This window comes from Pseudomonas sp. NPDC087814 (genome assembly GCF_044742865.1).
Classification (GTDB): Bacteria; Pseudomonadota; Gammaproteobacteria; order Pseudomonadales; family Pseudomonadaceae; genus Aquipseudomonas.
In genome coordinates this window covers 55,616-77,124 of record NZ_JBIUVK010000014.1, presented here as the reverse complement: position 1 = coordinate 77,124, position 21,509 = coordinate 55,616, and the positions used below count along the sequence as shown (strand labels likewise).

General features: G+C 61.7%; 25 protein-coding genes. 14 read left to right on the top strand and 11 right to left on the bottom strand.

The window, feature by feature from the left end; all coding sequences use genetic code 11:
• Positions 1 to 4: 4 nt before the first annotated feature.
• Positions 5 to 763, bottom strand: coding sequence for a 5-oxoprolinase subunit PxpA (locus ACIOMR_RS13710; RefSeq protein WP_003211441.1), 759 nt, complete (start codon positions 761 to 763; stop codon positions 5 to 7).
• A 232-nt stretch (positions 764 to 995) separates the two neighbouring features.
• On the opposite strand from ACIOMR_RS13710, the gene ACIOMR_RS13705 reads away from it, so the two are divergent.
• On the top strand, positions 996 to 1,913 hold the full coding sequence (locus ACIOMR_RS13705) for a LysR family transcriptional regulator (protein WP_177019369.1): 918 nt from the start codon (positions 996 to 998) through the stop codon (positions 1,911 to 1,913).
• Here ACIOMR_RS13705 and ACIOMR_RS13700 read toward each other — a convergent pair.
• The gene (locus ACIOMR_RS13700; protein ID WP_008432970.1) at positions 1,834 to 2,805 is read right to left on the bottom strand and encodes a LysR family transcriptional regulator; all 972 of its coding nucleotides are present in this window, start codon (positions 2,803 to 2,805) and stop codon (positions 1,834 to 1,836) included. The genes ACIOMR_RS13705 and ACIOMR_RS13700 overlap by 80 nt on opposite strands.
• Positions 2,806 to 2,917: 112 nt before the next feature.
• Here ACIOMR_RS13700 and ACIOMR_RS13695 point away from each other — a divergent pair, with 112 nt between their 5' ends.
• Both ACIOMR_RS13695 and ACIOMR_RS13690 read left to right on the top strand, forming a co-directional pair.
• Positions 2,918 to 3,676: an SDR family NAD(P)-dependent oxidoreductase gene (locus ACIOMR_RS13695; RefSeq protein WP_003211435.1), complete on the top strand. Its 759-nt coding sequence runs from the start codon at positions 2,918 to 2,920 to the stop codon at positions 3,674 to 3,676.
• Between the two features lie 57 nt (positions 3,677 to 3,733).
• The gene (locus ACIOMR_RS13690) at positions 3,734 to 4,642 is read left to right on the top strand and encodes a LysR family transcriptional regulator (protein ID WP_102605209.1); all 909 of its coding nucleotides are present in this window, start codon (positions 3,734 to 3,736) and stop codon (positions 4,640 to 4,642) included.
• A 57-nt stretch (positions 4,643 to 4,699) separates the two neighbouring features.
• On the opposite strand, the gene ACIOMR_RS13685 is transcribed toward ACIOMR_RS13690, so the two are convergent.
• A complete protein-coding gene (locus ACIOMR_RS13685) occupies positions 4,700 to 5,137 on the bottom strand; it encodes a multidrug/biocide efflux PACE transporter (protein ID WP_401194630.1) in 438 nt (145 codons plus the stop codon).
• Positions 5,138 to 5,226: 89 nt separating this feature from the next.
• On the opposite strand from ACIOMR_RS13685, the gene ACIOMR_RS13680 reads away from it, so the two are divergent.
• Complete coding sequence (locus ACIOMR_RS13680) at positions 5,227 to 6,081, top strand: LysR family transcriptional regulator (protein ID WP_087693158.1); 855 nt, start codon at positions 5,227 to 5,229, stop codon at positions 6,079 to 6,081.
• Positions 6,082 to 6,218: 137 nt separating this feature from the next.
• On the opposite strand, the gene ACIOMR_RS13675 is transcribed toward ACIOMR_RS13680, so the two are convergent.
• Positions 6,219 to 7,061 (bottom strand): LysR family transcriptional regulator, encoded by an 843-nt coding sequence (locus tag ACIOMR_RS13675; protein ID WP_003211429.1) that lies wholly within the window; start codon positions 7,059 to 7,061, stop codon positions 6,219 to 6,221.
• 111 nt (positions 7,062 to 7,172) lie between these two features.
• Here ACIOMR_RS13675 and ACIOMR_RS13670 point away from each other — a divergent pair, with 111 nt between their 5' ends.
• Positions 7,173 to 7,898, top strand: coding sequence for an SDR family oxidoreductase (locus tag ACIOMR_RS13670; RefSeq protein ID WP_178904005.1), 726 nt, complete (start codon positions 7,173 to 7,175; stop codon positions 7,896 to 7,898).
• Positions 7,899 to 8,036: 138 nt separating this feature from the next.
• Here the strand turns inward: ACIOMR_RS13670 and ACIOMR_RS13665 are convergent, their stop codons facing one another.
• From ACIOMR_RS13665 to ACIOMR_RS13650, 4 genes are read right to left on the bottom strand one after another with little or no spacing between them, the layout of a single operon-like run.
• On the bottom strand, positions 8,037 to 9,248 hold the full coding sequence (locus ACIOMR_RS13665; RefSeq protein ID WP_401194700.1) for an RNA polymerase sigma factor: 1,212 nt from the start codon (positions 9,246 to 9,248) through the stop codon (positions 8,037 to 8,039).
• Between the two features lie 2 nt (positions 9,249 to 9,250).
• On the bottom strand, positions 9,251 to 9,733 hold the full coding sequence (locus ACIOMR_RS13660; protein WP_003213108.1) for an SRPBCC family protein: 483 nt from the start codon (positions 9,731 to 9,733) through the stop codon (positions 9,251 to 9,253).
• 29 nt (positions 9,734 to 9,762) lie between these two features.
• Positions 9,763 to 10,107 carry a YciI family protein gene (locus tag ACIOMR_RS13655; RefSeq protein WP_003213107.1) on the bottom strand — a complete coding sequence of 115 codons (345 nt, stop codon included), beginning with the start codon at positions 10,105 to 10,107 and terminating at the stop codon, positions 9,763 to 9,765.
• A 42-nt stretch (positions 10,108 to 10,149) separates the two neighbouring features.
• Complete coding sequence (locus tag ACIOMR_RS13650) at positions 10,150 to 10,569, bottom strand: nuclear transport factor 2 family protein (RefSeq protein ID WP_003213104.1); 420 nt, start codon at positions 10,567 to 10,569, stop codon at positions 10,150 to 10,152.
• Positions 10,570 to 10,715: 146 nt separating this feature from the next.
• On the opposite strand from ACIOMR_RS13650, the gene ACIOMR_RS13645 reads away from it, so the two are divergent.
• Both ACIOMR_RS13645 and ACIOMR_RS13640 read left to right on the top strand, forming a co-directional pair.
• On the top strand, positions 10,716 to 11,201 hold the full coding sequence (locus ACIOMR_RS13645; RefSeq protein ID WP_087693160.1) for an N-acetyltransferase: 486 nt from the start codon (positions 10,716 to 10,718) through the stop codon (positions 11,199 to 11,201).
• Between the two features lie 20 nt (positions 11,202 to 11,221).
• Complete coding sequence (locus tag ACIOMR_RS13640) at positions 11,222 to 11,827, top strand: pyridoxamine 5'-phosphate oxidase family protein (protein WP_063027754.1); 606 nt, start codon at positions 11,222 to 11,224, stop codon at positions 11,825 to 11,827.
• Between the two features lie 46 nt (positions 11,828 to 11,873).
• Here ACIOMR_RS13640 and ACIOMR_RS13635 read toward each other — a convergent pair whose 3' ends face one another.
• Entirely contained in the window at positions 11,874 to 12,359 is a 486-nt protein-coding gene (locus ACIOMR_RS13635; RefSeq protein ID WP_087693161.1) for a GyrI-like domain-containing protein, read from the bottom strand.
• Between the two features lie 196 nt (positions 12,360 to 12,555).
• On the opposite strand from ACIOMR_RS13635, the gene alaC reads away from it, so the two are divergent.
• A complete protein-coding gene (alaC, locus tag ACIOMR_RS13630) occupies positions 12,556 to 13,773 on the top strand; it encodes an alanine transaminase (RefSeq protein ID WP_003213096.1) in 1,218 nt (405 codons plus the stop codon).
• A gap of 134 nt (positions 13,774 to 13,907) precedes the next feature.
• On the opposite strand, the gene ACIOMR_RS13625 is transcribed toward alaC, so the two are convergent.
• Together ACIOMR_RS13625 and ACIOMR_RS13620 are read right to left on the bottom strand one after the other, a co-directional pair.
• Positions 13,908 to 15,263 carry a GntP family permease gene (locus tag ACIOMR_RS13625; protein ID WP_008431626.1) on the bottom strand — a complete coding sequence of 452 codons (1,356 nt, stop codon included), beginning with the start codon at positions 15,261 to 15,263 and terminating at the stop codon, positions 13,908 to 13,910.
• An 84-nt stretch (positions 15,264 to 15,347) separates the two neighbouring features.
• Positions 15,348 to 15,881, bottom strand: coding sequence for a gluconokinase (locus ACIOMR_RS13620; RefSeq protein WP_401194620.1), 534 nt, complete (start codon positions 15,879 to 15,881; stop codon positions 15,348 to 15,350).
• Between the two features lie 212 nt (positions 15,882 to 16,093).
• On the opposite strand from ACIOMR_RS13620, the gene ACIOMR_RS13615 reads away from it, so the two are divergent.
• The 6 genes from ACIOMR_RS13615 (at position 16,094) to ACIOMR_RS13590 (ending at position 21,355) form a co-directional block, all read left to right on the top strand.
• A complete protein-coding gene (locus ACIOMR_RS13615; protein ID WP_167665540.1) occupies positions 16,094 to 17,125 on the top strand; it encodes a LacI family DNA-binding transcriptional regulator in 1,032 nt (343 codons plus the stop codon).
• A gap of 341 nt (positions 17,126 to 17,466) precedes the next feature.
• Positions 17,467 to 17,703 carry a DUF6124 family protein gene (locus ACIOMR_RS13610; RefSeq protein WP_178904008.1) on the top strand — a complete coding sequence of 79 codons (237 nt, stop codon included), beginning with the start codon at positions 17,467 to 17,469 and terminating at the stop codon, positions 17,701 to 17,703.
• Positions 17,704 to 17,902: 199 nt separating this feature from the next.
• Positions 17,903 to 18,535 (top strand): glutathione S-transferase family protein, encoded by a 633-nt coding sequence (locus ACIOMR_RS13605; protein WP_401194617.1) that lies wholly within the window; start codon positions 17,903 to 17,905, stop codon positions 18,533 to 18,535.
• 16 nt (positions 18,536 to 18,551) lie between these two features.
• Positions 18,552 to 19,289, top strand: a complete 738-nt coding sequence (locus ACIOMR_RS13600) for an NAD-dependent epimerase/dehydratase family protein (protein ID WP_401194614.1) — start codon at positions 18,552 to 18,554, stop codon at positions 19,287 to 19,289.
• An 11-nt stretch (positions 19,290 to 19,300) separates the two neighbouring features.
• Positions 19,301 to 20,710 carry an MFS transporter gene (locus ACIOMR_RS13595; protein WP_177019375.1) on the top strand — a complete coding sequence of 470 codons (1,410 nt, stop codon included), beginning with the start codon at positions 19,301 to 19,303 and terminating at the stop codon, positions 20,708 to 20,710.
• 135 nt (positions 20,711 to 20,845) lie between these two features.
• On the top strand, positions 20,846 to 21,355 hold the full coding sequence (locus ACIOMR_RS13590) for a hypothetical protein (RefSeq protein ID WP_008431614.1): 510 nt from the start codon (positions 20,846 to 20,848) through the stop codon (positions 21,353 to 21,355).
• Positions 21,356 to 21,509: the final 154 nt, after the last annotated feature.

Genomic DNA, 21,509 nt, shown 5'->3' with positions numbered 1-21,509 from the left:
TCGGTCAGCGGGGTGTGCGTACTTCGATGCCCGCCTGATCCAGCGCTTCACGGGTGGCTTCCACCAGTTCAAGGGCGCCGGGGGTGTCGCTGTGCAGGCAGATGGAATCGAATTCGATAAACAGGTCTTCGCCTTCAACCGTACGTACCAGCCCGGTCTGGCAAGCCCGTAGTACGCGTGCCGCGACCGTTGCCGGATCCAGCGCCCGCACATTGCGGGTAAACACGATGGAGCCGGTGAGATCGTACTCACGGTCGGCATAAAACTCCCGCACCACCGGCTGGCCGAGTTCCTTGGCGATACGCCAGATCACCGAATTCGGCATGCAATACAGCAGCAGCGTGGGCTCCAGCCGTTGCAGGTTTTCCACCAGCAACCGCGCCGCTTCTTCGTCCCGCGCCAGGTGCATGTACAGCGCGCCGTGGGGCTTGATGTGTTGCAGCGTGAGGCCCTGCACCCGGGCAATTTCCCGCAGGGCGCCGAGTTGATAGAGCATGTCGTCCACCAGCTCCTGGGCCGGGGCGTTGATATGGCGTCGGCCGAAACCTACGAGGTCGCGAAACCCCGGGTGCGCGCCAATCGCCACGCCCAACTGCTTGGCGCGTTCGACGGTACGGCGCATGGTGCCCGGGTCGCCGGCGTGAAAGCCGGTGGCGATGTTGGCCGAGCTGATGTAGGCCATCAGTTCGCTGTCGACGCCGTCGCCGATGGTCCAGGGGCCGAAGCCTTCGCCCATGTCCGAATTGAAATCCACTGCCTGCATCGGGGTCGCTCCGTTGAAGTTCTTGCGATGGAAATTAGGCTGCCCCTTGACCCCTTGGGAAGATCTATTATCAGATGGCCCATCTTCTGAAAATCAGATACCCGATACTGATCGTTCCCACGCTCCGCGTGGGAATGCCGCCCTGGACGCTCTGCGTCCGCCTTTGAAATCGTGACGCAGAGCGTCACAGGATGCGTTCCCACGCAGAGCGTGGGAGCGAGCGGAGAAACCAATGTCCCTGACCCTGCGCCAAATCCGCTACTTCGTCGCCACCGCCGAAATCGGCCAGATCTCCCAGGCGGCGATTCACCTGAACATCTCCCAATCGGCGGTGACCACCGCGATCAAGGAGCTGGAAGCGATGCTCGGCGCGCAGCTATTCGTGCGCTCGGCCCAGGGCATGAGCCTGACCGACGCCGGGCGGCATTTCCTCAACCGGGCGTATGTGATTGTGCGCAGCGTCGACGATGCCCTGAACAGCCCGCTGCCGGACTACCGCGCCAGCGGCGTATTGCGGGTGGCCGCCAGCTACACCGTGCTCGGTTACTTCCTGCCGCACCACTTGCAGCGCATGGAACACTGGCACCCGGACGTGACCATCGAGGTGTTCGAACAGGAACGCCAGGCCATCGAACACGGCCTGCTCAACGGCCAGTTCGACATGGCCGTGGTGCTCACCGCCAACCTCACCCACGCCGATATCGTCTCGGAAATCCTCTTCAACTCCGAACGCCGCCTGTGGCTGCCCAGCCATCACCCGTTGTGCGAACGCCCCGCCGTGAGCCTCGCCGATGTGGCCAGGGAGCCGTACATTTTCCTCACCGTCGACGAAGCCGAACAAAGCGCCATGCGCTACTGGGAACAGGCCGGGCAAACCCCCACGGTGCGGCTGCGCACCAGTTCGGTGGAGGCAGTGCGCAGCATGGTCGCCAACGGCAGCGGCGTGGCGATCTTGTCAGACCTGGTGCATCGCCCGTGGTCACTGGAAGGCAAACGCATCGAAACCGTGAGCGTCACCGACAAGGTCACGCCCATGAGCGTCGGCCTGGCCTGGCACCGCGAGCGCGATTTCACGCCGGCGATGCAGGCGTTTCGGGATTACTTCCATGATGCATTCCTGGCGCCGCAGCAGTTGTCTGCCCGGCGTTGAAAGCAGCCTGCAAGGTGGCGGCCAGCCAATCCATGAACACCCGCACCCGCAGCGGCAAATGCCGTTGGCCGGCGTACAGCAGGGACACGTCCAGTGCCGGCGCCGGATAGTCCGGCAGCACCGCCACCAACTCGCCGCTGGCCAGTTGATCGTGAATGCCCAGGGCGGGCACCTGGGTCAGGCCAAAGCCACCGATGCACGCCGCCCGGTAAGCGTCGGTGCTGTTGACCGTGACGCGCCCGGCCATGGGAATCCGCTGCACCTTGTTGCCTTGTACGTATTCAAACCCTGGAGAACGTGAGCCCAGCGGGCGTACGTAATGCACCAGTTGATGGTGAGCCAAATCAGCGAGCGTCCTGGGTACGCCGTGGCGTTTCAGGTACGCAGCACTGGCGCAGTTGATCATCGGCATGCTGCACAACAAGCGGGCTACCACCGACTGGTCCGGCTGCGCACCGACGCGCAAGACGCAGTCGAAACCTTCCGCCAGCAAATCAACCTGGCGGTCGGTGCTGCTGATTTCCAGCTCGATCAGCGGGTGCAGGTCCATGAACTCGGGCAGGCGCGGCAGGATCAATTCCCGGGCCATGACATTGGGCATGTCCACCCGAATGCGCCCCGCCAGCTGCGCTTCATCCTGGCGAAACAAGCCTTCCAGCTCTTCCATGTGCGACAGCAAATCCTTGCTGCGCTCATACAGCACGCGCCCGTCCTGGGTCGCCTGGACCTTGCGCGTGGTGCGCTGCAACAGGCGCGCGCCCAGCAACTCTTCCAGTGCCTGCACATGCTCGGAAACCGTGGAGCGCGGCAAGCCCAGGCTCTCGCCCGCCTGGGTGAAACTCGACAGTTCGGCAACGCGCACGAAGGTACGCAGCAACTCTAGTTTGTTCATGGGATTGTTCGCCTTATCCGGCCAGTGATTCCGGTATAGCTCTGTTTATCACGTTATGGCCGGACAAATACACTCAGTCCCACGAACCATCACACGCCCAGAGGACTTCACCATGACCCGTAAAATCGCACTCATCACCGGCGCCAGCCGCGGCCTGGGCAAAAGCGCTGCGCTGCACCTGGCGGCACAAGGCGTCGACATTATCGGTACCTACAACAGCGCGGCGGACGAAGCCCAGGCCGTGGTCGCCCAAGTCGAAGCGCTGGGCGGCAAGGCGGCCATGCTGCAACTGGACGTCAGCCAGAGTTCCACCTTCGAGGCGTTCACCGCCCAGGTCGGCTCGGTATTGAAGGACGTGTTCGGCCAGGCGCACTTCAACTTCCTGATCAACAACGCCGGGATCGGCGCCCACGCCAGCTTCGCCGACACCACCGAAGCGCAGTTCGACCAACTGGTGGCGATCCACTTCAAGGGCCCGTTTTTCCTGACCCAGAAACTGCTGCCGCTGATCAGTGACGGTGGCCGCATCATCAATATCTCCAGCGGCCTGGCGCGCTTCAGCCTGCCGGGTTATTCGGCCTACGCCTCGATGAAAGGCGCGGTGGAAGTGCTGACCCGCTACCAGGCCAAGGAACTGGGTGCCCGTGGCATCACCGTGAACACCCTGGCCCCCGGCGCGATTGCCACCGACTTCAGCGGCGGCGTGGTGCGCGACAATCCGGACGTGAACGCGATGGTCGCCAACAACACCGCCCTCGGTCGCGCGGGCTTGCCGGATGACATTGGCGGAGCGATTTCCACCCTGCTGGCCGACGGCAGCAACTGGATCACCGGGCAACGGGTCGAGGCCTCGGGCGGGATGTTTCTGTAACGCTCTCGGATTCTCCGCTAGCATCAATGCTTTCGGATACCTGACAGGCAATCACCCATGAGTTTTGATCCAGGACTGGCCGGTGGCATGGGCGTACTGGCCGCCGTGGTCGACAGCGGCAGTTTCGCCCGCGCCGCCGACAGCCTCGAGATGACGCCTTCGGGGGTCAGCCGGGCTATTTCGCGGCTGGAAAAACGCTTGGGCATCCGCCTGTTCGACCGCACTACCCGCTCGGTGCAATTGACCGACGAAGGTCGGCGTTTCTACCAGGAAATCGCCCCCCTGCTGGCCGGCCTGGAAGAAGCCGCCAGCTCGGCGGCCGACAGCGCCCTGACGGTGCGCGGGCGGTTGCGGGTGAACATCGACCCGTACTTTTCGCGGCTGGTGCTGGGGCCGGTGCTGGGTGAATTCATGAGTCAGTACCCGCAATTGCAGTTGGACCTGCACACACGGGATCAACTCGGGGACCTGGTGGCGGATGGCTTTGATTTGGCCATCCGTTTTGGCATTCCGCAATCGTCCTCGTTGATCGCCCGCAAGCTGATGGAAGTGCGGGTGCTGACGTTGGCCTCGCCAGCTTATCTCGAGCGGCATGGTCGCCCTTCACACCCCAAGGACCTGGAAGACGGCCAGCACGTGTGCATCGACTTTCGCGACTCCCAGACCGGCCGGCCGTTTGGCTGGGAATTCCACCGGCCGGGCGAGCAGGTCAACATCGCCACCAGCGGGCGGCTGGTGGTCAACGATGCCGGGACCTTGTACAGCGTGTGCGAACACGGCCATGCAGTGGCGCAAATGCTCGACCTTGGGCTGGCACCGGCGCTGGAATCCGGCGCGTTGATCGAGTTGTTTCCCGACTGGCCCGACGAGCGCTTCCCGTTGTATGCCTTCTACCCGTCGCGGCACTTGCCAGCGGCCAAGGTGCGGGCGTTCCTCGATTTTGTGGCCGCCCTACAACCCCTGTAGGAGCTGGCTTGCCGGCGATGACGTATCCAAAATCGCCATCGCCGGCAAGCCGGACTCCTACGCGGTGCGCATCCGTTTCTGCATAATCCGCTCCCGCGCGGCGTCATACCCCCAGTGATACACATAGGTGTACGGCAGGAAAAACAGCAACACGCCGATGTCGAGGATAAACGCCTGCATCAGGCTGATGTTCAGCCACCAGGCAATCAACGGCACACAGATCGCCACCAGCCCGCCTTCAAACATCAACGCATGCAGCACGCGGGTCCACACCCCGCCGGACAGTTGCAGGCGCGCCTTGAGACGGTCGAACAGGCCGTTGAAAATCACGTTCCAGGCCAGTGCCATAAGGCTGATGGCCAAGGTCACGACGCCCATCTCCAGGGCCGGTTTATCCATGATCCACGCCAGCAGCGGTGTACAGATCAACAAGGCCAAACCTTCAAAACCAATGGCCTGCCAAACGCGTTCAGTAATCGACTTAGTGGGTGTCATGACCCGTTCTCCGTGAGTGACGATGGTTGCCATCATTACCCTTTGACTCGATACTTCATAACCAGTAACCATCGATCAAGGCGATAGTCATGGCATCCCACGAAGTGCTTCAGGCGTTTGTGCAGGCGGCGACCCACGGTTCGTTTTCAGCGGCGGCGCGCAAGCTGGGCAAGAGCCAGTCCACCGTCAGCGCGGCGGTGGCCAGCCTGGAGATTGACCTGGATGTGGTGCTGTTTGATCGCAGCAGCCGCAAGCCGACGCTGACCCCGGCCGGGCACGTGCTGCTGCAACGCGCCGAGCAGGTGCTGGAAGCCAGCAGCCGCCTGGAGTTGGCGGCCAGTCAGTTATCCCAGGGGTTGGAACCGAAGCTGAGTATCGCGATGTCCGATACGTATCAGTCGGACCGTTTCGAAACCGCCCTCAGCGCCTTCGAACAGCGCTACCCGGACCTGGAGCTGGAATGCCTGATCGCCGAATGCGAGGACTTGATCGCCCTGGTGCAAAGTGGCCGGGCGCAGATTGCGTTTATCGAGATGCAGGAGGTTTACCCGCCGGACCTCACCAGCACCACCGTGGAAGAGCGCACGGAAATCGCGCTGTTTGTCTCACCCAGACATCCGCTGGCGAACCTTGCGGACATCGACCAGCAAACCCTGGAACAACACCGCGAACTGCGCCTGGCGAGCATCATCAACCCGAATGAAACCCGCGGCCTGGGCCGGGTGTGGTCAGCGCCCAGTTACCTGATGCTGATGGAAATGGCACAACTGGGTTTTGGCTGGGCACCGCTGCCGCGCTGGCTGGTGGAGCGGTTTGGCGGCGACCACCTGTGTGAAATCAAGGCCCGGGGCTGGCCGCGCTCGGTGGCGGTGGACGCGTTGTGGTCACGCCAGCATCCGCCCGGCCCGGCCGGCAGTTGGTTGCTGGGCAAGATGCTGGAATAACGGCGGAACACACTATTCGCAACAATGAAGATCAAATGTGGGAGCTGGCTTGCCTGCGATAGCGGTGTGTCAGTCACCACCGCTATCGCAGGCAAGCCAGCTCCCACATTGAATTTGCGGTGAATTCAAAGGCGCCGTCAGGCGGCTTCAATCTGCGGCGGGCGGTTGTTCTGGAAATACTCATGCAAGGCCCGCAACGCCGGCAACTCCAGGGCCTGGGCGGCAAAGCACAACCCCACCCGGCGCGTCGGTGCCGGCAGGTGCCAGGGGCGAATCACCACCCCGGCCCGCTCCGCCGCCAGCGACTGCGGCAACATCGCCACGCCGACACCGGCCGCCACCATGTGCAATGCCTGGGTCAACGAACCGGCATGCCCGGCCACCGCCTGGGGCGAGCGGCCGTACAAGGCCATCAGCCGTTGGTGGGAATCATGCTGCGGGCAGGTAATCCAGTCTTCGATCGGCGCCCAGGCCTGCTCCTTGCCGCCCGCCGCCATCGGGTGCGCAATCGGCAGCGCCATCACGTAGGACTCTTCCCAAAGCGGCAGGAACAATTCGTCCTCGCAGCACATTTCCTCTACCGCCAGGCGCCCTTCTCCTTCGCAGCCTTCCTGCAAGGTCAGCAGCAAACCCGGCAGGCCCTGGTGCGCCATGCGCAGGAAGGTTTCGATCTGGCTGTCGGCAATATCGCCTTCCACACCCAGTTCCAGGGCGATGCGGTTTTCGCGCCCGCGAAACAAGCGGCTCAACGCATCGGCCTCGGCCACCATGCGCCGGGCTTGCGGGTACAGCACCCGCGCCTCGTCACTGACCTCGACCCCACGAGGCTGGCGCAGAAACAGCGCCACGCCCAGTTCTTCTTCCAGTTGCTTGATAGTCACCGACAACGTCGGCTGGCTGATGAACAGGCGCTGGGCGGCGGCGGTGATATTGCGTTCCTCGAATACCGCGAGAAACGCCTTGAGATGACGCACATCCATAGTTAATACCGATGACAGACAGAGGAATAAGGCATTTTTCAGCCAGCCGAGGGCTAAATATACTGCGCTCCACGTTCAGTTATTTGTTTTTCTTATTTCAGGAGTTCCACCATGAGCAAGCCATTGATCATCATTACCGGCGCCAGTTCGGGCATTGGCGAAGCCACCGCGCGCTTGCTGTCGGCCGCCGGCCACCCGCTGTTGCTGCTGGCCCGCCGCATCGACCGGCTGAATGCGCTGGAGTTGCCGAACACCTTGTGTCGCGGTGTCGACATCACCGATCGCGCTGCGCTGGTGGCGGCGGTGAAGGAAGCTGAAGCGCAATTCGGCCCGGCCGATGCACTCATCAACAATGCCGGCGTGATGCTGCTGGGCGCGGTCAGCGAACAGGACCCGGCACAGTGGGAGCAGATGCTCGACGTCAACGTGAAAGGCTTGCTGAACGGCATTCATGCAGTGGCCGGCAGCATGGTCGAGCGCAAGGGTGGCACCATCATCAACGTCAGCTCGGTAGCCGGGCGCAAGACCTTCCCCAACCACGTCGCCTATGTAGGCACCAAGTTCGCCGTGCATGGAATTTCGGAAAACCTGCGGGAAGAAATGTCGCCGCACAATGTGCGTGTGATCACCATTGCGCCGGGCGCGGTGGAAACCGAACTGCTGAGCCACACCACCGACGAAGCCATCAAGACCGGCTACCAGGCGTGGAAACAGGACATGGGCGGCACCGTGCTGAGCGCCGATGATGTGGCTTCGGCGATTGCCTATGCCTACCAGCAGCCGCAGCATGTGTGCATTCGCGAGATCGTGTTGGCGGCGACGCGTCAGCAGCCGTAACTCATTCATCAAGACAACATCGAACAAATGTGGGAGCGGGCTTGCTCGCGAATGCGGTGGATCAGTCACTGAAATGTTGACTGACACACCGCATTCGCGAGCAAGCCCGCTCCCACATTTGGATCTCCGGCGCCTGCACTATTTGAGTTCGGCCAATCGCCGCTCGATAAAGCGCTTTTCGGGCACTTGCTGGGTCAATGCCAGCGCCCGTTCAAACGCTCGCCGCGCGTCCTCCACTCGGCCCAATCGCCGACAAAACTCGCCCCGCGCCGAGTACGCCAGGTGATAGTCCACCAACTCCCCCCGCGCCAGAATGCCGTCCACCAATTGCAAACCGGCCTGCGCTCCATCGCGCATCGCAACGGCCACCGCGCGATTCAGCTCGATCACCGGCGATGGCATCGCTCCAAGCAACACGTCATACAGCCCGACGATCTGCGGCCAATCAGTCTCATCGGCGCTCACGGCTTCAGCGTGTACCGCCGCAATCGCTGCCTGCAGGCTGTAGGGCCCGAAGCGGCGTGTGGTCAGGGATTTCTCCACCAGGGCGCATCCTTCAGCAATCAACGACGCATCCCACAGCGAACGCTCCTGCTCATCCAGCAGCACCAATTCGCCGCCCGCCGAGGTGCGTGCCGGGCGCCGGGACTCGTGGAGCAACATCAGCGCCAGCAAGCCCATCACTTCCGGTTCCGGCAACAACTCCATCAGCAAACGGCCCAGGCGAATCGCTTCGCGGGTCAGGTCTTCACGGGTCAGGTCGGCGCCCATGGACGCCGAATAGCCTTCGTTGAACACCAGGTAAATCACCCGCAGCACACTGTCCAGGCGCTCGGGCAACTCCGCCAGGGATGGCACCTGATAGGGGATCTTCGCTTCGCGGATCTTGCCCTTGGCCCGCACGATGCGCTGGGCGATGCTAGTGGGCGTGGCGAGAAACGCCCGGGCGATTTCCTCGGTGGTGAGGTCGCAGATCTCACGCAAGGTCAGCGCCGCCTGGGCATCCGCCGCCAGCGCCGGGTGGCAGCAGGTGAAGATCAGGCGCAGGCGGTCGTCTTCCACGTCTTCAACGCTCCAGTCTGCCGCTTCCAGCGCATCGGCTTGCGCCTGCAACAACGGGGTAAAACGCGCCTGGCGACGTAAACGGTCGATGGCCTTGAAGCGCCCGGTCGAGACCAGCCAGGTCCGGGGGTTATCGGGCACACCGTCCTGCCCCCAGCGCTCGACTGCGACGAAGAACGCCTCGTGCAAGGCTTCTTCAGCCAGGTCGAAATCGCCAAGCAAGCGAATCAGGGTCGCCAGGATGCGCCGCGATTCGCTGCGATAAACCGCTTCAACCCGGGCCTGCACCGTCAATCGCGCAGGCCTTCGGTCACCAGCGTCACCAGCCGGTCTAGGCTCTGCCCCCAGCCTTCGTGAAAGCCCATGGCTTCGTGGGCCTGCTTGGTTTCGGCGCTCCAGTGCATGGCGCGGGCGGTATAGAGGGTTTTGCCGTCGACGTCTTCAAAGGTAACTTCTGCGGTCATGAATGGCTGGCCCGAAGGGATCCAGCCGGGGGTGAAGGCGTCGGTAAACACCAGCCGACTGGGGGCGGTAATCTCCAGGAATACGCCCTGGGTTGGGTATTCGCTGCCGTCCGGCGCGCGCATCAGCGTGCGAAATTGCCCACCCACCCAAAGGTCCATTTCGCACTCGGGAGTGGTCATGCCGTGTGGGCCCCACCACTGCTGCAACAAGGCCGGCTCGGTCCAGGCGCGAAACACGCGGCTGCGAGGGGCATCAATCAAGCGACTGATGGACAGTTCAAATTCGGCGGGTTTGGGTTGAATGCTCATGGGAAACCTCCTGGGTTTTATTGTTGTGATCAGAGATTCAATTCACGCACGGGGCGCACTTCCACACTGCCGACCCGGGCCGCCGGTATGCCACCGGCCACCTGGATCGCTTCATTCAGGTCCTTGGCTTCGATCAGATAAAACCCGGCGAGCTGCTCCTTGGTTTCGGCAAACGGCCCGTCGGTGATCGACAACTTGCCATTGCGCATGCGCACGGTGGTGGCGGTGCTCACCGACTCCAGCGGCTCGGCGGCGAGCATGCGCCCGCTGGCCTGCACGGATTGGCCATAGGCGAAACATTCCGGGTCCTTGGGGCTGTCGGGCGAATCGTGCAGCACCTGTTCGTTGCTATAGATCAGGCAGAGGTATTTCATGGGATTCTCCGTTTTCGGACAACTGACTATAGTTCGCGGCGCTCAAGGTTTCAGGTCGAACAGACCGGCGCCGGTTTCCATGTCGAACGGTGCCGACCAATGTTCATGCACCACTTTCCACTCGCCGCCAACGCGCTGGTAGCCGGCGCTGACGCGCATCCAGCAGGTCTTGAGTACGCCGTCGGGCCCGGTGCCGCCACAGTGCGCGAGCCAGTGGGCAAAGGCGCTGTTATCGCCGGCGACGATACGCATCTCATGGAAGTCAAAGACCCCAGGGCCCGGGCAGAACTCCATGCACGCCTTCCAGTGCGCCTGATAGGCGGCCTTGCCCTTGAACTGCAGGGCGCTGACGGCGTCGAACGCGACGATATCGTCTGCGTAAAAGCTGACTATTTTCTCGACATCCTTGGCGGTGACCGCCTGTTTCCATTGTTCGATCAAGCTGCTGATTGCGGTGCTCATGGCGATACTCCTTGCGGGAAAAATCACGGAAGACACCCTTAGTCGACTGAGCCCCGGGCCAATCGACAGTCCCGCAAAAAATAATTGCGACTACCGCAAACCCGCTAGAATCCGCGCTTCTATGTAGGATTTCGGATGCTACGCCGATGGAAACCCGCCTCGTCGCCTATCAGACGTTGACTGCCCTGCAACAACAGCAACTCAACGTACTGGAAGTGCATCCCGAACAACTGGGTTTTTCCGGCGATATCTACTGTGCGCTGAACACCCTGCTGGTCAATCCGAACCCTGGCGTGGCAGGCTTTGCGTTACTCGCCGACGAGATTCCCGTGGCCTTCCTGCTGCTCAAACGCCCACCCTGCCTGCCCCATTGGGCGGATGAACACAGCGCCACGCTGCATGCGTTGCAAGTCGATCGCCATCAGCAAGGCCTGGGGTTTGGCAAAGCCTGCCTGCAAGCCCTCCCCGCCGCCGCGCGCCTGGTTTGGCCGCAGATCAAGGCGCTGGAGCTGTCGGTGGACACGGACAATGTGGCGGCGATGGGGCTGTATTTGCAGCAGGGCTGGGTGGACAGCGGGGAGGCGTATAAGGGGCGGATTGGGTATGAGCGCCGGTTGGCGTGGGTGTTTTAAACAATAAGGAGCTGGTGAAGATGCTAACAACCCTGGAACAACTCGAATCCCTCTACGGCCTGCCCCACGAACGGGCCGTGCGCAAGGAAATCCCGTTTCTCAACGAGGATTACCAGGCCATGGTCCGCGCGTCACCCTTGGTGGTGGTGAGTTCATCCGGCCCGGACGGCATCGACGGTTCGCCCCGTGGCGACGTGCCAGGTTTTGTACGAATTATCGACGAGCGCACGTTGGCGATTCCGGATCGGCCGGGGAATAACCGCCTCGACACCCTGCGTAATCTGGTGGTGGACCCGCGCATAGCGTTGCTGTTCATCATCCCGGGCATTGGCGAGACGTTGCGGGTCAATGGCCGGGCGCAGATTTCCATCGAGCCTGAGTTGCTGGAGAGCTTTGCGGTAAATGGCAAAGCGGCCCGTTCGGTGATTCTGGTGCAGGTGGAGGCGGCATATTTCCATTGCTCCAAAGCCTTTGTGCGCTCCGATTGCTGGAACCCGGAAAAGCATCTGGATCGCTCGGCACTGCCCTCCGCCGGGGCGTTTCACAAGCGCTTGAATGATGGCGCGTTCGACGCCGAAGCCTATGACCGCGAGATGCCGGAGCGGGTCAAGGCCACGCTGTATTGAGAGGCCATTGCAGGAGCGAACGTGCTCGCTCCTGCCGGTGGCGCGGTCAGGTGGATTCGGCGTTGATGGGGATCCAGATTTCCACGGAGCCCGTGCCTTTACCCACATCGAAATCGGCGCTGTAGCGCTCAAAATCAGCCCCGACCACCTTGTACCCGGAGGCCGGCAGCCATTCGAACATGATGCGTTCATAGGTCTGCGCCAGCGCCTGCACCGGGCCAAAATGCGGGAACACGGCATAGCGATGGGCCGGGATTTCAATCGACTGGAAGTTGCTCGGTACATCGCCCTTGGCCGGTACTTCAACGCCGGCCAGGTAGTCAAATTCATCGTGTTTGGCGTTGTAGCACACGCCATAGGTTACGCCGCCGACGCGTTTCTTGATCTCTTTGAAGCAGCTGTCGAACAGCTCCCACAACTTGGGAATATCGCCAATCGTGGCCTTTGAATAACGCCCTTGCACACCCGCGATCACCAGGGCCTTGCCCTCTTCCATGCGCGGCTGTAACGGCAGTTTTGTCTGTTGATCCATCTGAACAGTCTCCTTCTCATGAGGGAACAAACCCGCGTCGAGTATAGGGGCATATCCCCGTCGCACTCCAAGCAGAAATTTTTCCCACAGCATCTGGACAATTGGCCATCACCGACCGTATTGTCTGCCCCGCAGGCCACCGCAGTGGCCGACGTCGCTCGGACGGTTCCGGGCGCTTACGTATTTCGAGGCAACAATGGCCGAACCCCGTTCGCCGCGCCGCTTTGCGCGCATAGATCGACTCCCCCCTTACGTGTTCAATATCACTGCCGAGCTGAAGATGGCTGCGCGTCGGCGCGGCGAAGACATCATCGACTTGAGCATGGGTAACCCGGACGGCGCCACTCCACCGCACATCGTGGAAAAAATGGTCACCGTTGCCCAACGCGAAGACACCCACGGTTACTCCACTTCCAAAGGCATTCCGCGGCTGCGCCGGGCGATTTCGCGCTGGTACAAAGACCGCTACGAAGTGGACATCGACCCGGAAACCGAAGCCATCGTGACCATCGGTTCCAAGGAAGGCCTGGCGCACTTGATGCTGGCCACCCTGGACCAGGGCGACACGGTGCTGGTGCCCAACCCCAGCTACCCGATTCACATCTACGGTGCCGTGATTGCCGGCGCCCAGGTGCGTTCGGTGCCGCTGATTCCGGGGGTGGACTTCTTCGCTGAACTGGAACGTGCGATTCGTGGCTCGATCCCCAAGCCGAAGATGATGATCCTCGGCTTCCCGTCCAACCCCACCGCACAGTGCGTGGAACTGGACTTCTTCGAACGGGTGATCGCCCTGGCCAAGCAGTACGACGTGCTGGTGGTGCATGATTTGGCCTACGCCGACATCGTCTACGACGGCTGGAAAGCTCCGTCGATCATGCAAGTGCCGGGCGCCAAGGACATCGCGGTGGAGTTTTTCACCCTGTCCAAGAGCTACAACATGGCCGGCTGGCGCATCGGTTTCATGGTGGGCAACCCGGAACTGGTCAACGCCCTGGCGCGGATCAAGAGCTACCACGACTACGGCACCTTCACCCCGCTGCAAGTGGCGGCGATTGCGGCGCTGGAAGGCGATCAGCAGTGCGTGAAAGACATTGCCGAGCAGTACCGTCAGCGCCGTAACGTGCTGGTGAAAGGCCTGCATGAGCTGGGCTGGATGGTCGAGAACCCGAAGGCGTCGATGTACGTCTGGGCGAAGATTCCCGAGGCGTATGCCGCGATGGGCTCGCTGGAGTTTGCCAAGAAGCTGCTGCTTGAGGCGAAGGTGTGTGTGTCGCCGGGGATTGGCTTTGGTGAGTATGGTGACGACCACGTGCGCTTTGCACTGATCGAAAACCAGGACCGGATTCGCCAGGCGGTGCGGGGCATCCGGGCGATGTTCCGAGCGGATGGGCTGGTCAAGAAAGCTGACGCCTGACCCGATCCAACTGCAGGAATGATCGTTCCCACGCTCTGCGTGGGAATGCCGCCTTGGACGCTCTGCGTCCGCTTGTGACGCGGAGCGTCACAGGATGCGTTCCCACGCGGAGCGTGGGAACGATCACTTACCGCCTAGACCACCAGCGACAGCAACATGATAAAGCCCAACGCCACCACCGACAGAATGGTCTCCATCGCCGTCCAGGTCTTGAACGTCTCGGCCACGGTCATATTGAAGTACTGCTTCACCAGCCAGAACCCCGCATCGTTGACGTGAGACAGCACCAGCGAGCCCGCCCCCGTCGCCAATACCAGCAACTCGCGGTTCACCCCCGGAATCATCCCCACCACCGGCACCACAATGCCGGCACCGGTAATGGTCGCCACCGTCGCAGAACCGGTAGCCACACGAATCACCGCCGCCACCAGCCAGGCCAGCAGGATCGGGTTGATCTGCGCGGTCACCGCCATATGGCCGATCACATCACCTACGCCGCTGGTCACCAGCATCTGCTTGAAGCCACCACCGGCGCCGATGATCAGGATGATCGCTGCAGTCGGCGCCAGGCTGGCGTCGAGCAGCTTGAGGATTTGCTTGGAGCCGATGCCCTGGCGATGGCCAAAGGTGTACAGCGACAACAGCAAGGCCAGCAGCAAGGCGGTGATCGGGTGACCGATCATGTCCATCCAGTTGCGGATCACATGGCCGTCCGGCAGGGCGACGTCGGCGAAGGTTTTCAGCAGCATCAGGAACACCGGTAACAGCACGGTGATCAGGGTGATGCTGAAGCTCGGCAGGGTCTTGGATTCCGGTTGCTCACTGGCCAGTTGGTCTACCAGTTCCTGGGACGGGTTGCCCGGAATGTACTTGGCGATAAACGAACCGTAGAGCGGGCCGGCGATGATCGCCGTAGGCAGCGCGACGATCAGGCCGTAGAGAATGGTCTTGCCGATGTCGGCACCGAACACGCCGATCGCCAGCAGAGGGCCCGGGTGCGGTGGCACCAGGCCGTGCACCGCCGACAGGCCGGCCAGCAGCGGAATGCCGATCTTGATCAGCGACACACCGGTACGGCGCGCGACGATAAACACCAGCGGGATCAGCAACACAAAACCGATCTCGAAGAACAGCGGAATGCCCACCAGGAACGCGGCGAACATCATTGCCCACTGCACCTTCTCCTTGCCGAAGGCCCGCACCAGGGTTTGCGCGATCTGATCGGCACCGCCGGAATCGGCCATCATCTTGCCGAGCATCGTACCCAGCGCGAGGATAATCCCGACAAAGCCGAGCACCCCGCCGAAGCCGTCCTGGAAGGCCTTGATGATCTTGTCCACGGGCATGCCCGAGGTCAGGCCGAGAAAGCCTGCGGCGATGATCAGCGCAATGAACGGGTGGACTTTGAACCGGGTGATCAACACGATCAGGCCGATGATGGTCACCACTGCATCGAGCAGCAGATAGGTATCGTGGGACAAGCCAAACATGGGGGTCTCTCCTGTTTGTTGTTGTTATTAAAGCCGGTAAAAAATTCAGTGCAGGCGGACAGCGCTATCTTGTCCGGCAAAAAATTATTTGTTTGGTTCAAAGCCGTGTTCGAGCCACCAGGCATTGGTTTGCTCGGCCAGTTCTTCGACGCTGTCTACGCTGGCGTTGAGGGCCAGGGTCAACGGCTCGCCCACCGGCGATTCAAGAGTGGCGAACTGGCTGTCTATGAGGCTGGCCGGCATGAAATGGCCGGGGCGATGGGATACACGGTCGGCGGCGACTTCGCGGGTCAGCTCAAGAAACACAAACCCCAGGCCCGGCGCGGCTTCGCGCAGGTGGTCGCGGTATTTCTTCTTCAGGGCCGAACAGGTGAGCACCGGATGCTCGCCGGCCTTGAGCGAGCGGCGCAGCTCATCGCACAGGATGTCGAGCCAGCCGGCGCGGTCTTCGTCGTTAAGGGGATGGCCGGCGCTCATCTTCTCGATGTTCGCGGCGGGGTGAAAGCTGTCGCCTTCGATGGCGGTGGCGCCGTTCAGCAGGCACAGGGCGTCGCTGACGCTGGACTTGCCACAGCCGGAAACACCCATGATCACGAGGGCAGTAACAGGTTGACTCATGAAACACCTCAAGACGCAGATAGCGCTACCTTTGCACGCTGTAAGGCTAGTGCAAAAACAGGCTTTTCCCGCGCCGTCTTGTCATTTTTATGGAGTGACGCGTGCATCTGCTCCAAAGGTTTGAACGGGAACAGGCATCCCGACGTTCAAGAATTTGCAGGGTCTTGGAGACAGCGCTACCTTAGTGCCTCGATTTTTGTTTGGCAAGCCGCCTGATGACTCCCAAGAACGATAAAAATACCCGCACCACGGGCCGCCCTACCCTCAATGAAGTGGCCCGCCTGGCTGGCGTGAGCCCGATTACCGCCTCCCGGGCCTTGCGCGGCATCAGCACCGTGGCCACCGAACTGGTGGAAAAAGTACAAAAAGCCGCTGCCGAACTGAGCTACGTGGTCAACCCGGCCGCCCGTGCCCTGGCATCTGCCCAGAGCCAGTCGGTGGTGGTGTTGGTGCCGTCACTGTCCAACCTGCTGTTTATCGAAACCCTGGAAGCCATCCACCAGGTGCTGCGGCCCAAGGGCTTTGAAGTGCTGATCGGCAACACCCACTATTCCCGCGACGAAGAAGAAGACCTGCTGCGCAACTACATGGCCTACCAGCCACGGGGTTTGCTGCTGACCGGGTTTGACCGTACGGAAAGTGCCCGGCGCATGGTGGAATCGAGCAATGTGCCGTGTGTGTACATGATGGACCTGGACCCGGGCGCCGGACTGAACTGCGTAGGATTTTCGCAATTGAACGCCGGGGAAACAGCGGCGGCGCATTTGATCTCACGGGGGCGCAAGCGGTTGGCCTACATTGGCGCGCAATTGGACCAGCGGACTTTGCTGCGCGGCGAAGGCTTTCGCCGGGCGTTGCAGCAGGCTGGGTTGTACGACCCGGCGCTGGAAGTGCTGACACCACGGCCATCGTCGCTGGGCCTGGGTGGTGAATTGTTCCTGCAGTTGCTGGCCAGCCATCCGGATGTGGACGCGATCTTCTTTGGCAACGACGACCTGGCTCAAGGTGCGCTGCTGGAAGCGCTGCGCCATGGCATCAAGGTGCCGGAGCAGATCTCGGTGCTGGGCTTCAACGACCTGCCCTCCTCCTCGTTCATGGTGCCGCGACTGAGCAGCATCAGTACGCCGCGTGAAGCCATTGGCCGGCGCGCGGCAGAGCATTTGCTGACGGTGATGGCCGGCAACAAGATCGCCCGGCCGGTGGTGGACATGGGGTTTGAGTTGAAGGTGCGCGAGAGTACCTAGGCGGTAGCTGTAGGAAGTGGCTGGTGTTGCTGGCAGCGCCTTGCTCCGTTACCTACAGGTACGTCAGAATCCGCCGGCTTGTGCGCTTGGGTAGGGCTCTCTAAGGTTGCCCGGTCGCTGAATTTCTCAGTGATCGGGTTTAGTAGCCTGGACAGTCATACAGAATGAGCATGAGCTTCATCTATCAGACTTACGTGTCTGTGCTTGATGGTGGCTGTGCGCAGGGCGCCCTTGTGGCGCGCCGGATTTTTGTGTGACTTTGCCGGTCTACTAACCTGCGTGCAGCCGCCACCCTTTCGTTTAGTAGCGATCAGGTGATGGCCCAGATAGAGGTCACGCTTATGTTCAAAGTTACTCCCAATCCTCCTTCCTTATTCACCGTCAGCCCCGACGCCAGCAGCGAAAGCCTGATCGCCAACAGCTACGAGACGTTTTCCTCGGTCAGCACGTTATTGCTCGACCTGTCTGATGAACTCACCGGCAAAGACCGCGACACCGCATTGGCGATTCACCAGTTGAGTGAGTTGGGCGTATTGCTGATGGGCAAGCTGATGGACCAGGAATCACCACTGATCTAACAGACCGCACGCGGTCAAACTGTGGGAGCGGGCTTGCTCGCGAATGCGGTGTGTCAGCCGACCTTTCCATCACTGATACACCGCATTCGCGAGCAAGCCCGCTCCCACATTTTTGATCCTGCCCACTTAACAACCTCGCCGTGCCTTCTGGCCCCTGCTAAATTGCCCCCTGCCTTCTCACCCTCGTCAGGAAAGCACCATGGGCCATTCGCTGAAAATCCTCGGTCGCACTTCTTCCATCAACGTGCGAAAAGTCCTGTGGACCTGCCAGGAACTGGATATCCCCTACGACCGCGAAGACTGGGGCATCGGCTTCGCCTCCACCCAGTCCCCCGAATTCCTGGCCCTGAACCCCAACGCCCAAGTCCCGGTGATCATCGACGACAACGGCGTGCTGTGGGAATCCAACACCATCTGCCGCTACCTCGTGAGCCTGCACCAACGCCACGACCTGTTGCCCACCGAGCCGGTCGCCCGTGCGAAGGTCGAGCAATGGATGGACTGGCAAGCCACCGAACTCAACCCGTCGTGGGGCTACGCCTTCCACGCTCTGGTACGCAAGAACCCGGACTACCAGGACCCGCAACGCATCAAAGCCGGGGTAAAAAGCTGGAACGACAAGATGGGCCTGCTTGAAGCGCAACTGATCAAAACCGGCGCCTACGTCGCCGGTAACAACTTCACACTCGCCGACATCCTCATCGGCCTGTCGGTGCACCGCTGGTGGATGACGCCCATGGAGCATCCGTCCTACCCGGCGGTCAGCGCTTACTACGAAACCCTCAGCCAACGCCCCGGCTTCAAAACCTTCGCCCTCGACGGCCACAACTAAAAACAAGGACTACCCAATGAACGGACTCAACGTACTACTCACCGGCGCCTGTGGCCGCATCGGCAAGACGTTTTTCGAAGCGTCGAAAGACCGCTACCGCTTCACCCTCACCGACCGCATCGAGCCGGATTTCGCCCTCGGCGAGCACCGTTTCATCCCCGCCGACCTGAGCGACAAAACCGCCCTCGCCGCCCTGCTCGACGGGATTGACGTGATCGTGCACCTGTCGGGCATCCCCCACGCCAGCGCGACCTTCGACGAGTTGCTGCCCAACAATATCCTGGCCACCGCCTACCTGTTCGAAGCCGCCGTGGCCGCAGGTGTGAAGCGCCTGGTGTTCGCCAGCAGTGCCCAGACCATCGAAGGCTACCCGGTAGACCGGCAGATCACGCCGGGCATGCCGGTACTGCCCGCCAACCTATACGGCGTGAGCAAATGCTACGGCGAAGCCCTGTGCGGTTTTTACGCGGCCAAAACCCCGCTCTCCACCATCGCCCTGCGCATCGGTGCGTTTGAATTCCCCGAAACCCACGACCTGAACAACGCCCGCGACCTCAGCGCCTGGCTCAGCCCCCGCGACGCCGTGCAACTGCTGCAACGCTCGGTGGAAACCATCGGGGTGAAACACCTGATCGCCCATGGCATTTCCAATAACCGTTTCAAACGCCTGGACCTCAGCGAAACAACCCGTGTGCTGGGTTACCAACCGGTGGATGATGCGTTCCAGGAATTCGAGATCCCGATCACTTATTGAGTCTTCTGCCCATGTCTTCACCCTCTCTTGCAGACGGTATCGACCCGATCCGCGCCGCGCACATCAGCGCGCGCATTGATCGGTTGCCCGCCGTCGCCACTGTCTGGCGCCTGGTGGCGCTGCTGTCGATTGGCGGCTTTTTCGAGCTGTATGACTTGTTCCAGACTGCCTATATCAGCCCCGGCCTGATCAGTGACGGAATTTTCCACACCGGCAGCCAGGGCGTATTCGGCTTCTCCGACCAGGCGGCCTTTGCCTCGGCGACCTTTCTCGGCCTGTTCCTCGGCGCCAGCCTGCTCAGCCCGATTGCCGACCGCTACGGGCGCCGGGCGATCTTCACCTTTGCGTTGATCTGGTACACCGTCGCCACCGTGTTGATGGGTATCCAGACCTCCGCCCTGGGCATCATCTGCATGCGCTTCCTGGTGGGCATTGGTTTGGGCATCGAGCTGGTGACCATCGACGCCTACCTCTCGGAACTGGTGCCCAAGCGCATGCGCAGCTCGGCGTTTGCCTTTGCGTTTTTCATCCAGTTCCTGTCGGTGCCGGCGGTGGCGTTGATGTCGTGGTGGCTGGTACCCCAGGCACCGTTCGGGATTTCCGGCTGGCGCTGGGTAGTGGTGAGCAGTGCGGTATTTGCGCTGTTTATCTGGCAACTGCGCAAGCGCCTGCCGGAATCGCCGCGCTGGCTCGCACAAAAAGGCCGTTTCGAGGAAGCCGGGCAGATCATGGACAGCCTCGAAGCGCGCTGCCGGAAAGACCACGGCAAGCCACTCGATGAGCCGGAACCGCAAGCCGTCAGCGTGCAGGGCCAAGGGCGCTTCGCCGATATCTGGCAACCGCCGTACCGGCGCCGGGCGTTGATGCTGATTGTGTTTCATGTGTTCCAGGCCATCGGCTTTTTTGGCTTCGGCAACTGGCTGCCGGCGCTGCTCTCGGGCCAGGGCGTGAGCGTGACGCACAGCCTGGGCTATGCCTTCATCATCACCCTCGCCTACCCGCTGGGGCCGCTGCTGTTTGTGAAGGTGGCGAACCGTTTTGAAAACAAATGGCAGATTGTCGGCTCGGCGCTCGGCGCCGTGATCTTCGGCAGTTTGTTCGCGCTGCAAACCACCGCCGTGGGCCTGGTGATCTGCGGGGTGATGATCACCTTCTGCAACGCCTGGCTGAGTTTCAGTTATCACTCCTACCAGAGCGAACTGTTCCCCACCAACATCCGCGCCCGGGCGGTGGGTTTCTGCTATTCGTTCAGCCGGTTGTCGACGGTGTTCAGCAGCCTGTTGATCGGCGTGATCCTCGAACACCTCGGCACGCCCGGCGTGTTGGCGTTTATCGCCAGCAGCATGTTGATCGTGATGATCACCATCAGTTGGTTCGGCCCGCGCACCCGCAACCTGGCGCTGGAGAACATTGCCCACTAGCGGCAAACAATGGCCGTCGGCACGCCAACGCTTGCCGACGGTAGCGGCCAAAAGCCCCGTAAACACGGGGCCATACCACTGGGCACGCTAATTGCTCCACCTGTGGCACCGCCCACATCCACAGGTGTCCTGATCATGCTGATCAACAACAACCCCCAGGCTCAGTCGACGATCCAACGCATCAAGCGCGCAGACATGGACCCGGCCAACGCCGCGGCCAGCGCGCTGTACAGCGGTGCTGCGCAAAACGTGCAACAGGGCACTACCACTGTATCGACCACACAGGCAGCGGCCGACGCCACTGCCGACAACATCAATGCCGCCTTCGCCAAGACCCGTGTGCAGTTGCAAGCCACCACCGCAACCGCCTCGACCACCGATACGGCCAAGACTGACTCCACCACGTCGGCCCGCAGTGACTTCACCGACTACATGAAGAAAAGCCCGGCTGAGCGCATCCGCGAGCAACTGCTCAAGGAACAGGGTTTGACCGAGGATGATGTGAAGAACATGCCTCAGGACAAGCAGGATGCTATTTCCAAGGAAGTTGCAGAACGCCTGAAGGAGCAGCAGGCGCAGCAGGTAGCGGCGAAGACCGCTGACCCGCAGGCGCAGAACGTGAAAGAGACCCTGGCTGCGATCTAAGCGCTGACAATACAAACCCTGGTCAGGGAACTTGCTGGAGTGAGGGAGCTGCTGTGGGGGGGGGGGGGTGGTGCCCCGGGGGGGGGCGCGGGGGGGGCGGGATTTGGGGGCGGGGCCCCCCCCCCGTGGGCCCGGAGCCCCCCCCCACCCCGGC